Below are 17,799 nucleotides of genomic sequence, written 5' to 3' on the forward strand. Positions count from 1 at the left end.
GGGTTAATTCAGCTCCGGCGCCCTGGCCAGACTGCGCCAGATACCAGCCGCCAGCAGCAGAAGCAGGACACCGGCCGTCGCCAGCACGATACTGTGCGAATGAATAAACGCTGCCTTCGCCGCTTCGAGCAGGTTTTGCGCAGGAATAGCCGGCATCGACTGCGCCAGCTTAATCGCCTCGCTGATGGAGGAGGACGCCTGCTCCGCCGCTGCGCCGTCAACGCCCGACGGCAAAACAATCGATGAGGTGTAGCTGCGGGTCAATATCAGACCGAACAGGGCGATGCCCAGACCAGCCCCCAGCTCGTAGGCCATAGTTTCGATGGCCCCCGCCGCCGCCGCTTTCTCCTTCGGCGCTGCGGCCATAATGGCAGAGCTGGAAGCCAGCAGCGCGCTGGCGACGCTAAAGCCCAGCAGCGTCATCAGTCCCCAGGCTAACCACTGCTGGGTGCTGAAATCGGTCATCGACAGGCCGAGGAAGCTCAGCGCGCTGAGCAGCATTCCCCCGGTTGCCACCTCGCGCAGCCCCAGGCGCGAAACCAACATGCCGGCAATCGGCCCGCTAAAACCGCTGGCCACCATCACCGGCAGCATAAACAGCCCGGCCTCAAATGGCGTTTTGCTATGCACGAACTGCAGCTCCTGCGCCATCAGAAGTTCAAAGCCCACCAGCGTGATCAGCGCCGTCATCGCCATCATCACACCGCTTAAAATAATGCGATGGGTAAACAGTCGCATATCGACCATGGGCCGCGTCGCCATAAGCTGCTTGCGCACGAACCAGAACAACATACCGGCGCCAGCAACCGCCACCAGCCCGGTTAACCACAGCGCCATTTGCCCTTTAAGCGCCGTTTTAGCGCTGAATACCAGCATCAATATGGCGGCGATCAGGATTAGCGCCTGGAATAGATTCAGCGGCTGTTCCCGTCGTGCGGGCTGACGCGGCACCACTTTGGCGTTAATCGCTATCACCAGCAGCACGATCGGCACGTTGATCAGGAAAACCGAGCCCCAGTAAAAATGTTCCAGCAGCATGCCGCCGATCAGTGGGCCAAAGGCCGCCCCGCCGGAACCCACCGCCGCCCACAGGCCAAGGGCCATATTACGCTGTTGCGCCAGCGCAAAAGTGCTGCGAATACCGGCGAGCGTCGCCGGGACGATCATCGCTGCCCCTACCGCCAGTAGCGCGCGGGACGCAATCAGCGTTTCGGCCGTCGGCGAAAACGCCGCCGCCAGCGAGGCGGCGCCAAAAATAGCGCTGCCGAGCAGTAGCAGGCGTTTAAAGCCTATTTTATCGCCCAGCGCGCCCATCGGCAGCACCATGCCGGCCATCACCAACGAGTAAATATCAATAATCCACAATAGCTCATTGCCGCTGGTCCCCAGCGCTACGCTAAGCGTTGGCGCGGCCACGTGCAGAACGGTGGCATCAATCGCCACCGGAATATAAACCAGCAAAATCGCCATCAGCGTCAACCATTGCCGAGACATACTACCTTTCCTCAAAGTTGAAAATTGGACAAGTGTCCAGGATGGCGATCCTGCCCCAATGTTGAACGAGTGTCCAACTTTTTGTTACTATCGGCCAAAAACGGGGGTCACCAGGCGTTATGAGCTACTTAAATCGCGATGCGCGACGGGAAGTTATTGTACTGGCAGCCATGCGCGTAGCGCTTAGGGGCGGATTCAGCGCCATGACCGTGCGCCAGATTGCCGCCGAAGCCGGCGTCTCCGCCGGTCAACTGCACCACCATTTCACTTCAGCAGGCGAGCTGAAAGCCCATACCTTTGTACGCCTTATCCGTGAAATGCTGGACATGCCGCTGGTCGCTGACGACGCCACGTGGCGGGAACGCCTGTTTTCCATGGTGGGCAGCGACGACGGCAAGCTTGAGCCCTATATTCGTTTATGGCGCGAAGCGCAGCTGCTGGCCGACAGCGATAGCGATATCAAAGGCGCATATCTGCTGACGATGAGTATGTGGCATGAAGAGACGCTGAAAATTATTCAGCGCGGAACCGAAGCGGGCGAGTTTACGCCAAAAGACCATGCGGAAAGTATTGCCTGGCGGCTCATTGCGCTGGTATGTGGCCTGGATGGTATTTACGCGCTGGGTATGGAGGAAATAGATGATGCCACCTTTAACCGGCATATCAATTATTTTATTTCGATGGAACTGTTCTGACTCAGGTTACACTTTGTAACAAATAATCTCCCTCTATTCTCCGCGCGTCGACTGCCGACGCGCTTTTCTTATCTATTCTTCATTCATTACAACTAACACATCGTTCGGCCCCTTCTTTCATTCTTTTATATTAATTGACTGTTTTACATCTTTATTCTTTTTGACTGGTTAATGTTCATTCGAGGGCAATATGCTGAGCAAAAATGAGAAAAAGAATCATTATCTTTTAAGCGAGTGGAAACCTGAAAACGCGGCATTCTGGGAAAATAAGGGAAAGAAAATAGCCCGCAGAAATCTTTGCATTTCCGTAGCTTGTCTGCTACTTGCCTTTTGCGTCTGGATGTTATTTAGCGCCGTCGCGGTCAACCTCAATAAAGTCGGTTTTAATTTCACTACCGATCAACTCTTTTTATTAACCGCTCTGCCTTCGCTTTCCGGCGCGATATTACGCGTGCCCTACTCCTTTATGGTACCCATATTTGGCGGGCGCTACTGGACGGTATTAAGTACGATTATTCTGGTGGTTCCCTGCATCTGGCTGGGAATTGCCGTGCAAAATACCGCTACCCCGTTTTGGGTATTTATCATTATTGCCTTACTGTGCGGTTTTGCCGGTGCGAACTTTGCTTCGAGCATGGGAAATATCAGTTTTTTCTTCCCCAAAGCGAAACAGGGTAGCGCACTGGGGATTAACGGTGGGCTCGGCAACCTCGGCGTCAGCGTGATGCAGATGATCGCGCCGGCGGTGATTTTTCTGCCCATCTTTGCTTTTCTCGGTGTTCATGGGGTGCCTCAGGAGGATGGATCTCTTCTCGCCCTTAGCAACGCCGCGCTCGTCTGGGTACCGCTGCTGGCGATCGCCACCTTCGCAGCCTGGGTGGGAATGAACGATATCGCCAGCTCGAAGGCCTCAATTCGCGAGCAGCTGCCGGTACTGAAGCGCCCGCATATGTGGCTATTAAGCCTGCTCTACCTTGCCACCTTTGGCTCGTTTATCGGCTTCTCCGCCGGTTTTGCCATGCTGGCGAAAACGCAGTTCCCCGACGTGAATATTCTGAAGCTGGCTTTCTTCGGGCCGTTTATCGGCGCGCTGGCGCGGTCATTTGGCGGCATTATTTCCGACCGTCTCGGCGGCGTGCGGGTCACGTTGATCAATTTTATCTTAATGGCGCTGTTCACCGGCCTGCTGTTCCTCACCCTGCCCGGCACCGGCTCCGGCAGTTTTCTCGCTTTTTACGTGGTGTTTATGGGACTGTTCCTTACCGCTGGTCTCGGCAGCGGTTCCACCTTCCAGATGATCGCCGTGATCTTCCGCCAGATAACTATCGACAGCGTGAAGAAGCGCGGCGGCAGCGATGAACAGGCTCAGCACGAAGCGGTGACCGACACCGCGGCGGCGCTCGGTTTTATCTCCGCAATCGGCGCCATTGGCGGCTTCTTTATCCCTAAAGCCTTCGGCACCTCGCTGGCGCTGACCGGCTCACCTGTCGGGGCAATGAAGGTCTTCTTTGTTTTCTACGTGGTTTGTGTGCTGGTGACCTGGCTGGTCTACGGCCGTCGTAAATCGGCAAAAAAATAACGACATCTTTGCCGGATGGCGGCTGAAGCCTTATCTGGCCTACAGGATAGTGCGGTCTTGTAAGGCCGGACATTATTGGTGCAGGAGAAATGTCATGAGTAAACTACTGGATCGCTTTCGCTACTTTAAACAAAAAGGCGAGAGCTTTGCCAACGGTCACGGCCAGGTATACAACACCAACCGCGACTGGGAAGACAGCTATCGGCAGCGCTGGCAGTTCGACAAAATCGTCCGCTCAACCCACGGCGTGAACTGTACGGGCTCATGCAGCTGGAAGATTTACGTCAAAAACGGTCTGGTCACCTGGGAAACCCAGCAAACAGACTACCCGCGAACCCGCCCGGATCTGCCCAACCACGAACCCCGCGGCTGCCCGCGCGGCGCGAGCTACTCCTGGTACCTTTACAGCGCCAACCGTCTGAAGTATCCGCTGGTGCGCAAGCGGCTGATTGCGCTGTGGCGCGAAGCGCTGGCTCAGCACGCCAATCCGGTGCAGGCGTGGGATAGCATTATGCAGGACCCGGTTAAAACCCTCAGCTACAAGCAGGTACGCGGCAAAGGCGGGTTTATCCGCTCAAGCTGGAAAGAGCTGAATCAGCTGATTGCCGCCGCCAACGTCTGGACCATCAAAAACTACGGGCCGGACCGGGTGGCGGGCTTTTCGCCGATCCCGGCGATGTCGATGGTCTCTTACGCCGCGGGTACCCGCTATCTGTCGCTGCTTGGCGGCACCTGTCTGAGCTTCTACGACTGGTACTGCGACCTTCCCCCCGCCTCGCCGATGACCTGGGGTGAGCAAACCGATGTCCCTGAATCCGCCGACTGGTATAACTCAAGCTATATCATCGCCTGGGGCTCAAACGTCCCACAGACCCGAACGCCGGACGCCCATTTTTTTACCGAAGTGCGCTATAAGGGCACCAAAACCATCGCGATTACTCCGGATTTTTCGGAAGTTGCCAAACTCAGCGATCAGTGGCTGGCGCCGAAACAGGGCACCGACAGCGCGCTGGCGATGGCAATGGGCCATGTGATCCTCAAAACGTTTCACCTTGATAATCCCAGCGACTATTTCCTCAACTACTGTCGCACCTATACCGATATGCCGATGCTGGTGATGCTTGAGCGCCGCGAGGAGGGTTTCTACGTTCCCGGCAGGATGGTCCGCGCCGCCGATCTGGTCGACGATTTGGGCGAAAGCAACAACCCGGAGTGGAAAACCGTCGCGTACAACAGCGCAGGTGAACTGGTGGCGCCCAACGGTTCGATTGGCTTCCGCTGGGGAGAGAAAGGCAAGTGGAACCTCGAACAGCAGGCCGCCGGGCAAACCATTGAACTCAAACTATCGCTGCTGGATAGCCGTGACGACGTGGTGACGGTGGGCTTTCCCTACTTCGGCGGCAACGAAAACCCGCACTTTCGCAGCGTTAAGCAGGATCCGGTCACCCTGCACCAGCTACCGGTTAAACACCTCCCGCTGGCCAATGGCGAAACGGGACTGGTGGTCAGTGTTTATGATCTCATCCTCGCTAACTACGGGCTCGATCGCGGTTTAGACGACCCCAGCGCCGCCAGGGACTTTGGCGAAATGAAAGCCTATACCCCGGCGTGGGCCGAACAGATCACCGGCGTCCCGCGCCAGCACATCGAGCAGATCGCCCGCGAGTTCGCCGATACCGCGCATAAAACCCACGGACGATCGATGATTATTCTCGGCGCCGGCGTCAACCACTGGTACCACATGGATATGAACTACCGTGGGATGATCAATATGCTGGTGTTCTGCGGCTGCGTCGGCCAGAGCGGCGGCGGCTGGTCGCACTATGTCGGCCAGGAGAAACTGCGTCCGCAAACCGGCTGGCTGCCGCTGGCGTTCGCGCTGGACTGGAATCGTCCGCCGCGCCAGATGAACAGCACCTCCTTTTTTTACAATCACGCCAGCCAGTGGCGCTATGAAAAGCTGACCGCCCGGGAGCTGCTGTCGCCGCTGGCCGACGCCAGCCAATTCAGCGGCCATCTGATCGATTTTAACGTTCGCGCCGAGCGCATGGGCTGGCTGCCTTCCGCGCCGCAGCTGGGGGTTAACCCACTGACCATCAAGGCGCAGGCCGCCGCAGCCGGACTGCCCCCCGCCGACTACACCGCCCGGGCGCTGAAGTCCGGCGAGATCCGCTTCGCCTGCGAACAGCCGGATAACGGCAAAAACCATCCGCGTAATCTGTTTATCTGGCGCTCAAACCTGCTGGGCTCTTCCGGCAAGGGCCATGAGTATATGCTCAAATACCTGCTGGGGACCGACAGCGGTATTCAGGGCGAAGAGCTGGGGGCTACCGATGAGGTGAAGCCGGAAGAGGTGGAGTGGCAAACCGCGGCCATTGAGGGCAAACTCGACCTGCTGGTGACGCTCGACTTTCGCATGTCCAGCACCTGTCTGTTCTCCGATATCGTTCTGCCAACCGCCACCTGGTACGAAAAAGACGATATGAACACCTCGGATATGCATCCCTTTATTCACCCGCTCTCCGCCGCCGTTGACCCGGCGTGGGAGGCGAAAAGCGACTGGGAAATTTACAAAGATATCGCCAGAACCTTCTCTGAAGTCTGCGTCGGCCACCTCGATAAAGAGACCGACGTGGTGCTGGTGCCGCTGCAGCATGACTCCCCGGCGGAACTCTCTCAGCCCTTTGACGTGCTGGACTGGCGGAAAGGCGAATGCGAGCTGACGCCGGGTAAAACCGCGCCGTCGATTGCCGTGGTTGAGCGCGATTATCCGGCGACCTATGAGCGCTTTACCTCCCTCGGCCCGCTGCTCGACAAACTCGGCAACGGCGGTAAAGGCATCACCTGGAACACCCAGAACGAGGTCGATTTCCTCGGTAAGCTCAACTACGTCAAGCTGGATGGCCCGGCTAAAGGCCGCCCGCGCATCGACACCGCCATCGACGCCTCGGAAGTGATCCTCGCCCTCGCCCCGGAAACCAATGGCCAGGTGGCGGTCAAAGCCTGGCAAGCGCTCGGCGAATTTACCGGCCGCGAGCACACGCACCTGGCGCTGAATAAAGAGGATGAAAAAATCCGCTTCCGCGACATTCAGGCCCAGCCGCGCAAAATTATCTCCAGCCCGACCTGGTCCGGCCTCGAGAGCGAGCATGTGTCGTACAACGCCGGCTATACCAACGTCCACGAGCTGATCCCCTGGCGCACCCTTTCCGGCCGCCAGCAGCTCTATCAGGATCACCCCTGGATGCGCGCCTTTGGCGAAAGCCTGGTGGTCTATCGTCCGCCCATTGACACCCGCAGCGTCAGCCAGATGAAAGCGATCCCGCCTAACGGCTTTCCTGAAAAAGCGCTCAACTTTCTGACGCCGCACCAGAAATGGGGCATTCACTCCACCTACAGCGAAAACCTGCTGATGCTAACCCTGTCGCGCGGCGGGCCGATCGTGTGGATCAGCGAAACCGATGCTCGCGAACTGGGGATTGAAGATAACGACTGGATCGAGGCCTTTAACGCCAACGGCGCGCTCACCGCTCGCGCGGTGGTCAGCCAGCGCGTACCGCCGGGGATGACCATGATGTACCACGCGCAGGAGCGTCTGATGAATATTCCGGGCTCGGAAGTCACCGGACGGCGCGGCGGGATCCATAACTCGGTGACCCGCGTGTGCCCGAAACCGACCCATATGATTGGCGGCTACGCCCAGCTGGCTTACGGTTTCAACTATTACGGCACCGTCGGCTCCAATCGCGATGAGTTCATCATGATACGCAAAATGAAAAATATTGACTGGCTGGATGACGAAGGTCGCGACGGGATACAGGAGGCGAAAAAATGAAAATACGCTCACAGGTCGGCATGGTTCTCAATCTTGATAAATGCATCGGCTGCCACACCTGTTCCGTCACCTGTAAAAACGTCTGGACCGGACGTGAAGGAATGGAATACGCCTGGTTTAACAACGTCGAAACCAAACCAGGCATCGGTTATCCAAAAAACTGGGAAGACCAGGAGGTGTGGGAAGGCGGCTGGGTGCGCGACGTTAATGGCAAAATACGCCCGCGTCTGGGCGGCAAAATGGGCGTCATCACCAAAATCTTCGCCAATCCGGTGATACCGCAAATCGACGATTATTATGAGCCTTTTACCTTTGATTATCAGCACCTGCACAACGCGCCGGAGGGGAAACATTTGCCCACCGCCCGTCCGCGCTCGCTTATCGATGGTAAGCGGATGGATAAAATCATCTGGGGGCCCAACTGGGAAGAGCTGCTCGGCGGCGAGTTTGAAAAGCGCGCCCGCGACCGTAACTTCGACAAGATTCAGAAGGAGATGTACGGCCAGTTTGAAAACACCTTCATGATGTATCTGCCGCGCCTGTGCGAGCACTGCCTGAATCCGAGCTGCGTCGCCACCTGCCCGAGCGGCGCCATCTACAAGCGTGAAGAAGACGGCATCGTGCTGATCGACCAGGATAAATGCCGCGGCTGGCGTCTGTGCATCAGCGGCTGCCCGTACAAAAAAATCTACTTCAACTGGAAAAGCGGTAAATCGGAAAAATGCATCTTCTGCTACCCGCGTATCGAATCCGGACAGCCCACCGTCTGTTCGGAAACCTGCGTGGGGCGTATCCGCTATCTCGGCGTGTTGTTATACGACGCGGATCGCATTGAAGAGGCCGCCAGCACCGAGCGCGAAACCGATCTCTATGAGCGGCAGTGCGAGGTGTTCCTCAATCCCCACGACCCGGCGGTGATTGAAGAAGCGCTGAAACAGGGGATTCCACAAAACGTGATTGATGCCGCCCAGCGCTCGCCGGTGTACAAAATGGCGATGGACTGGAAGCTGGCGCTTCCGCTACATCCGGAATACCGCACCCTGCCAATGGTCTGGTACGTGCCGCCGCTGTCGCCGATTCAGTCCTACGCCGACGCCGGCGGCCTGCCGAAAAGCGACGGCGTGCTTCCGGCCATCGAAAGCCTGCGTATTCCGGTACAGTATCTCGCCAATATGCTCAGCGCGGGCGATACCGGCCCGGTGTTGCGCGCGCTGAAGCGCATGATGGCGATGCGTCATTACATGCGCTCGCAAACGGTGGAAGGCGTCACGGATACCCGCGCCATCGAGGAAGTGGGCTTAAGCGTTGAACAGGTCGAGGAGATGTACCGCTATCTGGCGATCGCCAACTATGAAGACCGTTTCGTGATCCCGACCAGCCACCGCGAAATGGCGCGCGACGCTTTCCCCGAGCGCAACGGCTGCGGCTTTACCTTTGGCGACGGCTGCCACGGCTCCGACACCAAATTCAACCTGTTCAACAGTAGCCGTATCGATGCCATCAACATCACCGAAGTACGCGATAAAGCGGAGGGGGAATAATGCAAATCCTCAAAGCGATCGGCCTGCTGATGGAGTACCCGGATGAGTTTCTTTGGCAGTGCAAGGAGGAGGTGCTGGCCATGGTGCGGCACGACGCCCCCATGCTCAACGACTTCGTCGCGGAAATGCTGAATGCTCCGCTGCTGGATAAGCAGGCCGAATGGTGCGAAGTGTTCGACCGGGGCCGCGCTACGTCGCTGCTGCTGTTTGAACACGTGCACGCCGAGTCCCGCGATCGCGGCCAGGCAATGGTCGATCTGCTCGCTCAGTATGAAAAAGCGGGTCTACAGCTAAACTGTCGCGAACTTCCAGACCATCTGCCGCTGTATCTGGAATACCTCAGCATCCTGCCGGAAAACGAAGCGCGTGAGGGGCTGCAAAACGTCGCGCCGATTCTGGCGCTGCTGGGCGGGCGGCTCAAGCAGCGCGAGGTAGCGTGGTATCCGCTGTTTGACGCCCTGCTGAGCCTCGCCGGGAGCCCCCTCTCAAGTGACAGTGTCACGCAGCAGGTTAACAACGAGTCCCGTGATGATACCCGGCAGGCGCTGGATGCGGTCTGGGAAGAAGAACAGGTGAAATTTATCGAAGATAACGCCACAACCTGTGACAGCTCACCGTTACAGCAATATCAACGACGCTTTAGCCAGGACGTGGCGCCGCAGTACGTCGACGTCAGCGCGGGAGGCCCGAAATGATACAGTACCTGAACGTCTTTTTTTACGACATCTACCCCTACATCTGCGCGACGGTCTTTTTTCTCGGCAGCTGGCTGCGCTATGACTACGGTCAGTACACCTGGCGCGCCTCCTCCAGCCAGATGCTCGATAAACGCGGGATGGTGATCTGGTCGAATCTTTTTCATATCGGCATACTCGGCATTTTCTTTGGCCATCTGTTCGGCATGTTAACGCCGCACTGGGTGTATGCCTGGTTTTTACCGATTGCGGTCAAGCAGCAGATGGCGATGGTGCTCGGCGGCGTCTGCGGCGTCCTGACGCTGATCGGCGGCGCCGGTTTGCTCTGGCGTCGTTTGACCAACCAGCGCGTTCGCGCGACCTCGACCACCCCGGATATCATCATCATGAGCATTCTGTTGATTCAGTGCCTGCTCGGGCTGAGCACGATTCCTTTTTCGGCGCAGTATCCTGACGGCAGTGAAATGATGAAGCTGGTCGGCTGGGCGCAAGGCATCGTGACCTTCCGCGGCGGCTCGTCTGAAATGCTCAGCGGTGTCGCCTTTGTTTTCCGCGTACATCTGGTACTGGGAATGACGATTTTCCTGCTGTTCCCGTTCACCCGTCTGGTTCACGTCTGGAGCGCGCCGTTTGAATATTTCACCCGCCGCTACCAGGTGGTACGTTCAAGACGCTGAGTCTTATCCTCACCCCAACCCTCTCCCCGCAAGCGGGGAGAGGGAGAAAGGCAGCCTAAAACCCACTTTAAACGCTACACCAGTTTCCGGTTATCGACGCGCTCGGCGGTATCTTCAGTAGACTTTCGCTTTTACCTTATGCCGAGTGCTTTTCTGAATTGTCAATTATCCCCAATCCAATAAGGTATAGTAGCTTTGAGCTGATCGTCTGGCGAAAGAGCATCACAAACTTAGTTTATTGACTTTGATTTGTATAACCCGCATTGCAGCGAGAAGCATTATTGAAGAATCAACGAATCGCACTTCGAACACAGTAAACAATAGACACGCATTCGTTGGCGTAAAAACGAAAATTTCCGTGAGGAAAGATGAAGACACAGCGCAAATTCTACCGAATTGCCTTCGGAATAGTTGGTTTTTTATTACTCACTTATATTAGAGTGCAATTAGGTTACAATCCTCTCAACCCACTCCTTGCCGATTTATGTTTTTTAGCTGCAGGGTATGTTTTCATCTATTTTGTTATATTTTCACTGATTGAATCCGGTGTGGAAAAGATGGGCTCCTTCCATCAAAAATACAATAAAGACAACCTGCATAAACAACCTCTTAAGTGTTTCATGCAGCATCAATCGACAGTCGCTGGAGGATACAAACTGGTTTTTAACCTTGGGTATATTTTAATCACTTACCTGATATTAAAACAACACCTGTGAAATCTCCACAGCCTCGTATCGAAAAGAAACAATATATTCGTAGAACACAATGAAGGGTTGCCAGACCATTACAAAATCAGCAGCTTGACGTTCGATTATACATGGCATTTATCTCCGCCTGACAGGCTCGCCCTAAGTGAAGCATTATGGGCACAAACAATTTCACAGAGTCAGGTTTCAATGATTCATTTAACCTGACTCTGTCACTTAAAATAGCTGTTTTTAACGCTTTCCCCGGCTCTACTTTCCGGCTTCGGGATGGGTATCAAACGCCGCCATCACTGCCGCCAGTTCCGCTTCGCTGAAGCCATATTTGGCATCATCCACGCCGAGGCCAAAACGCGTTTGCAGCGCTTCATACAGCGCCGGAACATCCGCTAAATCCCGCTTTTCGACCACATGGTTTTTATCCCAATGGGTAAAGTGGAAATTGGTCAGCGTCATCTTGCCGCCATCCGGTAAGTGGCGGCACATCAGCAGATGATGGCGGAAGTGCGACTGCGGCCAGTGCGCTGACCAGAAGTTGCCCATCACATAGTCGGAAGCGTACTGGCGACCTAAGTCAAAATGGTACATCGACTGCCAGTGGCCGTGATGGCTGAACTGCAGGGTCCACTCTTCCCCTTCGTAGATCAGGCGATACTCACCGTGCGGGGTCGCTTGTTCCACATCGGCCAGCAGCTTGATCGGCGCGGTCAGGGTCTGGCCGCCGAAACCAACGTCAGCAATCCAGCGTTCGCCCTCCACGTCCACCAGCAGCAGCCGATGGGTACGCGGCGGCATATGCGGCGGATTGGCCAGCACCACGCGGCCCAGAAGGCTGCGCACATTGAAACCAATTTCGCGCAGCGCTCTCTCCAGCAGGCCGTTTTGCTCGAAGCAGTAACCGCCGCGACGACCGTGAATCAGCTTATCTTCCAGGGTGCGATCGTCGAGATGTATCTCTCTTGGCAGCAGCACATCCAGATTTTCAAAGGGGATCGCGCCGTTATGGTGAATATGCAATTCGCGCAGGGTATTAAGTGAAACACCCGGGGTGCCCGTCCAGCCCAGACGAGAAAAATAGGCGCTTAAAAAGGGACTCATCAATGCCTCCAGCAATCGGTGTCCGACATTTATAGCCTGTTTTTCCCGCCTGACCAGCTATTTTGTGCGATCGCATTTATCCGCGCGTGCCTCGCTGCATCAGCGACAGCGCGCTGAGCATCAGCCCGAGACCGGTAAGCAGCGTCAGCGACGCCATTGCCATTCCCTGCCCCGCCGAGCCCTGCTCAAACTGGCGCCAGATAAACACCGCGACGGTTTGCGTCCCGGCTGGCGCGAGCAGCAGCGAAGTTACCAGCTCGCGGGAGGCGACGGCGAACACCATCAGCATCGCCGCCAGCAGCGCCGGGAAGACCAGCGGCAGAACGATCAGACGCAGCGCCTGCAGGGCCGTCGCCCCATGTACCCTTGCCGCAGGCTCAAGATTATTGCCAAGCTGGCGCAGCGCGCTGCCGACGTAGCGTACCGGCCAGGGCAGCAGCAGACAACTGTAGGAGAGCAGCAGCATAAACCAGCTGTTGTAGGGGGAAAGCGGCCAGAACGGCTGATTCCACAACAGAATCAACCCGACGCCTACCACCACGCCCGGCAGCGCCGCCGGCAGCAGCGATAAGGCATCGACTATCGCGCTCCCCTTGATTTTTTGCACCACAACCAGCCAGGCGGCGAGCAGCCCCACCAGCCCAACAACCCCAGCCGAAGCCAGCGCCAGCGAAAGGCTGGTTGCCAGCGCCGACAGCGCATCGCCCTGCTGGGTAAACAGCGCAGCAAAATGGCGAAAGGTAACGTTGTCAGCATGAATACCGCCCGACAGCGTGCTCATCAGGCTGGTCAACACCATCGATGCGCCAGGCAGCACCACCGCCAGCCCACCGACGCCCGCCATCACTAGCATCGCCGGAAGCGCCAGCCAGCCCAGCTCCGCCCCGCTATTCTCTCCCGGTTTGCCGGTGACGCTGGTAACCTCTTTACCGCCAGTCAGCCGTTTTTGCAGCCACCAGGCCAGCAGCGCCACCGCGATCAGCAGCAGCGACAGCAGCGATGCGCCGGGCTGATCGACGGGCCAGTCGGCAAGCTTTTTCTCAATGCCTACGGTCAGCATGACCAGCCCCGCCCGCGACCCGAGGGCCGCCGGAACGCCGTATTCCTCAATCGCCAGGGTAAACGCCAACAGCATCCCCGCCGCCAGCGCCGGCGAAAGCATCGGCAGCGTGATGTACCAGAACGCACGCCAGGCGCTGGCGCCGTGCACCCGGGCGACAATCGCCAGCCGCTGACCGCTGGCCAACAGGCTGCGCGAGACGGCAAAGTAGACCACCGGAAAGATATTGAGGGTCATCACCAGCACGATCCCGATGCGGCTAAAAAGCAGATCGTTAAGATCCCAGCCGGTCAGCTGCTGCAGATAGCCATGACTTTGCAGCATCAGCATCCACGACAGCGCGGCAATATAGGGCGGCGTCAGAAAGGGGATCAGAAAGAGCAGATCCCACAGCCGCGGCAGCGGGATAGTAAACAATCCGCGCACGACGCCCAGCGGTAGACCGATGACCACGCTCATCAGCGCCACGCCGCAGGCCACCCACAGGGTGCCGCCGAGCATCGTAGGCAGCTGCGGGTCGGCAATCAGTGTTGACACGCCGCTAAACGCGCCGCTCAGCGAGCCGGCGCTAAACCGGGGAAAAATCGCCTGGAGGACGATAAAGAGCAGCGGCAACGCCACCAGCACCAGCAGTGCCGCCAGCGTGCCCGCTGAAATAAGTCTCTGTTTCACGATATATTCCTGGATACGATCTTACCCGGCTCGCGCTGCGCTTAGCCGGGCTACAAAATCACGGCCGTTTACAGTCCGGTAGCCCCGACAGGCGCGCCAGCGCCGCCTCCGGGGAATGTGCCCGAACCAACTTTCGCAGCTTGGGGAAAAGTCGGTTTACTGGGCGAAAAGCGTATTAAAGCGGGAAAGCACCGCACTACGTTCGCTAGTGCCTTCGCCGGCGGTCGGCAGAATTTTCAGTTCGTTGAGCAGCGGACGCTTCGCCGGAATATCGCTGCGGGCGGGCATAAGCCAGGCGTCGGCGACCAGCGCCTGGCCTTCCGGCGACAGCACATAATCAATAAAGGCCTTTGCATCGTCAGCATGCGGGCTGGTTTTGAGGATCATCATTGGCCGCGGCGCAATCACCGTGCCGCTGGCCGGGAAAATCACCTTTAGCGACTCGCCCTGATGAATATTGCCGTAAGAGACATAATCAACCGCGCCGAATACCGCCGCTTTCGCTCCCTGCATCACCGGCGTTACCGCCTGGGCATTCGGCCCGCTGACCGCCATGCCATTCTTCTTCAAGTCTTTAAACAGCGCCCAGGCCTGGTCGCCCATGCCATTCTGTAACCCGATCAGCAAATCCAGCGATGCGCCGGAAAGCGCCGGGTCCGGCGTCGTCACTTTGTCTTTGAACGCCGCTTCGGTCAGGTCGCGCCACTCTTTCGGCTCCGGAGTGCCGCTTTTGGTATTCCAGACGATCCCCAGCGCCGAAATCCCCTGGGCAACGTAATCGGCGGATTTCAGGTTCACCGGGACTTTATCGGCATTGGCGCTCTGATACGGCAGCAGCCAGCCGCGGTGATGCAAATCTTCCGCGGTATCCCACGAGGCGGAAATCAGCACATCTGCCTGCGGGTTAGCCTGCTCGGCCTCAAGACGCGCCATCACCTTACCGGTGGTGGCCTGAAATATATTCACCTTCACCCCGGTTTTCTTCTCATAACCGCTGGCGAGGCTTTTCGCCAGCGAGCCCGGCCCGGCGGTGTAGACGGTGAGCGCGTGGGCGCAGGAGATCGTGGTGGCGGACAGCATCATCGCGAGCGCGGCTCCTTTGGTAACGGTGATAACGGTTTTCATACGGATTCCCCTGAGGTTGAAGTCACGGCGCGGACAGCGGCAACGCAGCCCGCAGATAAATGAATAATCTTGTCGGCCAGCAGCTCGGCTTCGCGACGGTCGTGGGTGACGTAGACGGCAGTGATGCCCAGCTGGCGCAGCAGGCGGCTCATTTCGAGACACAGCGACTCGCGCAGCTCGCTGTCGAGATTGGAGAGCGGCTCATCGAACAGCAGCACGCGCGGTTCTGCGACGATGGCGCGGGCCAGGGCAACGCGCTGCTGCTGTCCGCCGGAAAGGCCCGACGGTTTACGCTCGGCGAAGCCGCTGAGACCGACCATTGCCAGCGCCTCCTCGACCCGTCGCTGTCGTTCCTTGTGCCCGATGCCGCGCATGCGCAGCGGGAAAGCCACGTTCTGCGCCGCCGTCATATGCGGCCACAGGGCGTAATCCTGGAAGACCATGCCGAGATCGCGCTGCTCCGGCGGCATACCCCAGCCGGCTTTCGCCACCAGCCGATCGCCGAAGTGAATGCTGCCGCTGGCGGGTACGGTTAATCCGGCGAGCAGGCGCAGCAGCGTGCTTTTGCCGCAGCCAGAAGGCCCGAGCAGCGCCACGATGCTGCCCGCATCGATATGCAGATCGATCTGATTAAGGACGGTGTTGGCGCCGAAGGCGAAAGAAACGCCGTCAAGCTTAATGCTGGTAAGCGCGCGCATTTTCGCCCTCCCGTTGGGAAAGCGTGGCTCTGCCGGCGGTCAACATCCGCCGGCGCGCGCTCACCTGTGTCAAAGACAGGGGAGCTAACATATTGTTATCCTCTTTGGGACTTAGTGACGCCGACTATAGGGAGCCTTGATGACGTATTGATTACATTTTCATTGCGGATTAACGTGTTGTCTGGCATCAGACCCATTTACCAAGGAACGCATATGAGCCGTTTTCGCCACGTGGAACTCCAGTACGCCAGTCGCCTGCTCAACCATGGCCCAACGATTTTAATAACCAGCTACGACGCCCATACTCAGCGCCGCAACGTTATGGCCGCCGCATGGTCGATGCCGGTGGAGTTCGCCCCGCCGCGGCTGGCTATCGTGGTGGATAAAAGCGCCTGGACGCGGGAAATTATTGAGCGCAACGGCACGTTCGGCATCGTCGTCCCGGGCGTCGAGGCCGCCAGCTGGACCTACGCGGTCGGCAGCATCAGCGGACGCGATGAGGATAAATTTAACGCTTACGGTATTCCGGTGGTGCAAGGCCCGGAGCTGGGATTGCCGCTGATTGAAGAAAAGTGTCTGGCGTGGATGGAGTGCCGACTGCTGCCGGCAACGGCGGCTCAGGAGCAGTACGATACGCTGTTTGGCGAAGTGGTTTCCGCCGCCGCCGACGAACGCGCGTTTGTCACCGGACGCTGGCAGTTCGACGATGATAAGATCAATACCCTCCATCATCTCGGCACCGGCAACTTTGTCGCCAGCGGCCGCCACGTCCGCGCCAATACGCCAGAAGAGTAGCCCGGACAGATGCGCAGCATCGCCTCCGGGGCAATTCTTCACCACCCTGCTCGTCTCTCCCGGGGGCGGCGCGCAGCGCCTGCCCGGGCTACCGGGCCCCAGACCGCTGAGAACGCGTAGCCCAAACAGATGCGCAGCATCGCCTCCGGCAGGTGTACTAGCGCAGCAAACGCCGCCGGTCTTCGCTGGGAGTCAGGCCAAAAACCTTTTTATATAAAGTGGTAAAGTGATTACTGTTGGCAAAGCCGCATAGATAAGCCACTTCGGTAATCGTCATATCGGTCTCGCGTAATTTTACGCGCGCCGAAACTAAGCGCAGACGCTTTAAATAATTATCCGGCGTCAATCCCGTCGCCTCTTTAATATGGCGAAAAGCGGTACGCGTGGTCAGATGGAATTTCTCCGCCAGCTGCTGCCAGTTATGATCTTCAAAACAGTGCTCCTGTAGCCAGGTCAGCAATTTATGCAGCTTATATTTAGTGGTGCTATATTCGGCTTCGGTTTCGGCATGCAGAATCGTCGTCACCAGCTGGAAAAACGCGGCTTCGCGCAGGGCAATATTTTGCCCCTGCCGCAGCTCGGCAGAAAATATCTTATCCACCAGTTCCTTGCAGATATGGCGGGTGTCCGGCGCCAGCCAACCGTAGCAGGACGCATTCTGCGCAGAGAAAGTCTGTAATAAAGTATCGAGAGGCTGTAAATAATGAAACCCTACCAACGGGTTAATCAGCACATTAATTAACTTAAGCGTCCCTAGCTCATCATAATAATGAACGTCACCCGGCTGAACGTAAAAAACGTCGCCCTGTTGAATATATAGTGGTCTGCCATTAATAACATGTAAACCGTGCCCTTCCTCAACGATCACCAGCTCAGCAAATTCATGACTATGTTCATGGCTATTATCTTCCGGATCGCTGGCGTACATGCCCAGCTTATCCTGCGGATGGGTGAAATAATACTCAACGGTCAACATCATCATCTATAAAGTCCAAAACGGCATACGGCGCAGAGGCAAGATAATGCATTTTCCCGACCGCCACGAGCAAGATTTTTGGAATTGTGATCGGCAACCCGCCCATCTCATTATCAGTGCCAATCTGGCAAATGCATTGGCATTGCCAGAGTGGT

14 protein-coding genes are annotated in these 17,799 nt (G+C 57.3%); 8 read left to right on the forward strand and 6 right to left on the reverse strand.

What is annotated here, in order from left to right; all coding sequences use genetic code 11:
• Positions 1 to 3: 3 nt before the first annotated feature.
• On the reverse strand, positions 4 to 1,494 hold the full coding sequence (locus ABLV75_RS05050) for an MFS transporter (RefSeq protein WP_004112851.1): 1,491 nt from the start codon (positions 1,492 to 1,494) through the stop codon (positions 4 to 6).
• 119 nt (positions 1,495 to 1,613) lie between these two features.
• Here ABLV75_RS05050 and ABLV75_RS05055 point away from each other — a divergent pair, with 119 nt between their 5' ends.
• From ABLV75_RS05055 to ABLV75_RS05085, 7 genes are all read left to right on the forward strand, one after another.
• On the forward strand, positions 1,614 to 2,189 hold the full coding sequence (locus ABLV75_RS05055; RefSeq protein WP_004101906.1) for a TetR family transcriptional regulator: 576 nt from the start codon (positions 1,614 to 1,616) through the stop codon (positions 2,187 to 2,189).
• Between the two features lie 190 nt (positions 2,190 to 2,379).
• Positions 2,380 to 3,768 (forward strand): NarK family nitrate/nitrite MFS transporter, encoded by a 1,389-nt coding sequence (locus ABLV75_RS05060; protein WP_017145932.1) that lies wholly within the window; start codon positions 2,380 to 2,382, stop codon positions 3,766 to 3,768.
• A 94-nt stretch (positions 3,769 to 3,862) separates the two neighbouring features.
• Positions 3,863 to 7,603: a nitrate reductase subunit alpha gene (locus ABLV75_RS05065; RefSeq protein ID WP_348854898.1), complete on the forward strand. Its 3,741-nt coding sequence runs from the start codon at positions 3,863 to 3,865 to the stop codon at positions 7,601 to 7,603.
• A complete protein-coding gene (gene narH / locus ABLV75_RS05070; protein WP_004101903.1) occupies positions 7,600 to 9,144 on the forward strand; it encodes a nitrate reductase subunit beta in 1,545 nt (514 codons plus the stop codon). The genes ABLV75_RS05065 and narH overlap by 4 nt, the downstream gene beginning before the upstream one ends.
• A complete protein-coding gene (narW, locus tag ABLV75_RS05075) occupies positions 9,144 to 9,839 on the forward strand; it encodes a nitrate reductase molybdenum cofactor assembly chaperone (protein WP_017145934.1) in 696 nt (231 codons plus the stop codon). Before narH ends, narW begins: the two co-directional genes overlap by 1 nt.
• Positions 9,836 to 10,516 (forward strand): respiratory nitrate reductase subunit gamma, encoded by a 681-nt coding sequence (narI, locus tag ABLV75_RS05080; protein WP_017145935.1) that lies wholly within the window; start codon positions 9,836 to 9,838, stop codon positions 10,514 to 10,516. Before narW ends, narI begins: the two co-directional genes overlap by 4 nt.
• A gap of 368 nt (positions 10,517 to 10,884) precedes the next feature.
• Positions 10,885 to 11,232, forward strand: a complete 348-nt coding sequence (locus ABLV75_RS05085; protein ID WP_004101900.1) for a hypothetical protein — start codon at positions 10,885 to 10,887, stop codon at positions 11,230 to 11,232.
• 240 nt (positions 11,233 to 11,472) lie between these two features.
• On the opposite strand, the gene nhoA is transcribed toward ABLV75_RS05085, so the two are convergent.
• The 4 genes from nhoA to ABLV75_RS05105 form a co-directional block, all read right to left on the reverse strand.
• Entirely contained in the window at positions 11,473 to 12,318 is an 846-nt protein-coding gene (nhoA, locus tag ABLV75_RS05090) for an N-hydroxyarylamine O-acetyltransferase (protein ID WP_004112839.1), read from the reverse strand.
• A 76-nt stretch (positions 12,319 to 12,394) separates the two neighbouring features.
• Entirely contained in the window at positions 12,395 to 14,050 is a 1,656-nt protein-coding gene (locus ABLV75_RS05095; RefSeq protein WP_348854899.1) for an iron ABC transporter permease, read from the reverse strand.
• Between the two features lie 156 nt (positions 14,051 to 14,206).
• Positions 14,207 to 15,175 (reverse strand): ABC transporter substrate-binding protein, encoded by a 969-nt coding sequence (locus ABLV75_RS05100; RefSeq protein WP_017145937.1) that lies wholly within the window; start codon positions 15,173 to 15,175, stop codon positions 14,207 to 14,209.
• Entirely contained in the window at positions 15,172 to 15,873 is a 702-nt protein-coding gene (locus ABLV75_RS05105; protein WP_017145938.1) for an ABC transporter ATP-binding protein, read from the reverse strand. The genes ABLV75_RS05100 and ABLV75_RS05105 overlap by 4 nt, the downstream gene beginning before the upstream one ends.
• A 213-nt stretch (positions 15,874 to 16,086) precedes the next feature.
• Between ABLV75_RS05105 and ABLV75_RS05110 the strand changes: the two genes are divergently transcribed.
• The gene (locus tag ABLV75_RS05110; protein ID WP_004112829.1) at positions 16,087 to 16,668 is read left to right on the forward strand and encodes a flavin reductase family protein; all 582 of its coding nucleotides are present in this window, start codon (positions 16,087 to 16,089) and stop codon (positions 16,666 to 16,668) included.
• Between the two features lie 157 nt (positions 16,669 to 16,825).
• On the opposite strand, the gene ABLV75_RS05115 is transcribed toward ABLV75_RS05110, so the two are convergent.
• Positions 16,826 to 17,650, reverse strand: coding sequence for a helix-turn-helix domain-containing protein (locus ABLV75_RS05115; protein ID WP_004101892.1), 825 nt, complete (start codon positions 17,648 to 17,650; stop codon positions 16,826 to 16,828).
• Between the last annotated feature and the right edge of the window lie 149 nt (positions 17,651 to 17,799).

The organism is Klebsiella sp. CN_Kp066, from assembly GCF_040065135.1.
Lineage (GTDB): Bacteria > Pseudomonadota > Gammaproteobacteria > Enterobacterales > Enterobacteriaceae > Klebsiella > Klebsiella oxytoca.

What these genes read in the sequence shown, in the direction of transcription:
- narH (WP_004101903.1), top strand. Translation starts at nt 7,600, where the DNA reads ATGAAAATACGCTCACAGGTCGGCATGGTTCTCAATCTTGATAAATGC.
- ABLV75_RS05105 (WP_017145938.1), bottom strand. Translation starts at nt 15,873, where the DNA reads ATGCGCGCGCTTACCAGCATTAAGCTTGACGGCGTTTCTTTCGCCTTC.
- narW (WP_017145934.1), top strand. Translation starts at nt 9,144, where the DNA reads ATGCAAATCCTCAAAGCGATCGGCCTGCTGATGGAGTACCCGGATGAG.
- ABLV75_RS05100 (WP_017145937.1), bottom strand. Translation starts at nt 15,175, where the DNA reads ATGAAAACCGTTATCACCGTTACCAAAGGAGCCGCGCTCGCGATGATG.
- ABLV75_RS05115 (WP_004101892.1), bottom strand. Translation starts at nt 17,650, where the DNA reads ATGATGATGTTGACCGTTGAGTATTATTTCACCCATCCGCAGGATAAG.
- nhoA (WP_004112839.1), bottom strand. Translation starts at nt 12,318, where the DNA reads ATGAGTCCCTTTTTAAGCGCCTATTTTTCTCGTCTGGGCTGGACGGGC.
- narI (WP_017145935.1), top strand. Translation starts at nt 9,836, where the DNA reads ATGATACAGTACCTGAACGTCTTTTTTTACGACATCTACCCCTACATC.
- ABLV75_RS05055 (WP_004101906.1), top strand. Translation starts at nt 1,614, where the DNA reads ATGAGCTACTTAAATCGCGATGCGCGACGGGAAGTTATTGTACTGGCA.
- ABLV75_RS05060 (WP_017145932.1), top strand. Translation starts at nt 2,380, where the DNA reads ATGCTGAGCAAAAATGAGAAAAAGAATCATTATCTTTTAAGCGAGTGG.
- ABLV75_RS05110 (WP_004112829.1), top strand. Translation starts at nt 16,087, where the DNA reads ATGAGCCGTTTTCGCCACGTGGAACTCCAGTACGCCAGTCGCCTGCTC.
- ABLV75_RS05050 (WP_004112851.1), bottom strand. Translation starts at nt 1,494, where the DNA reads ATGTCTCGGCAATGGTTGACGCTGATGGCGATTTTGCTGGTTTATATT.
- ABLV75_RS05065 (WP_348854898.1), top strand. Translation starts at nt 3,863, where the DNA reads ATGAGTAAACTACTGGATCGCTTTCGCTACTTTAAACAAAAAGGCGAG.
- ABLV75_RS05085 (WP_004101900.1), top strand. Translation starts at nt 10,885, where the DNA reads ATGAAGACACAGCGCAAATTCTACCGAATTGCCTTCGGAATAGTTGGT.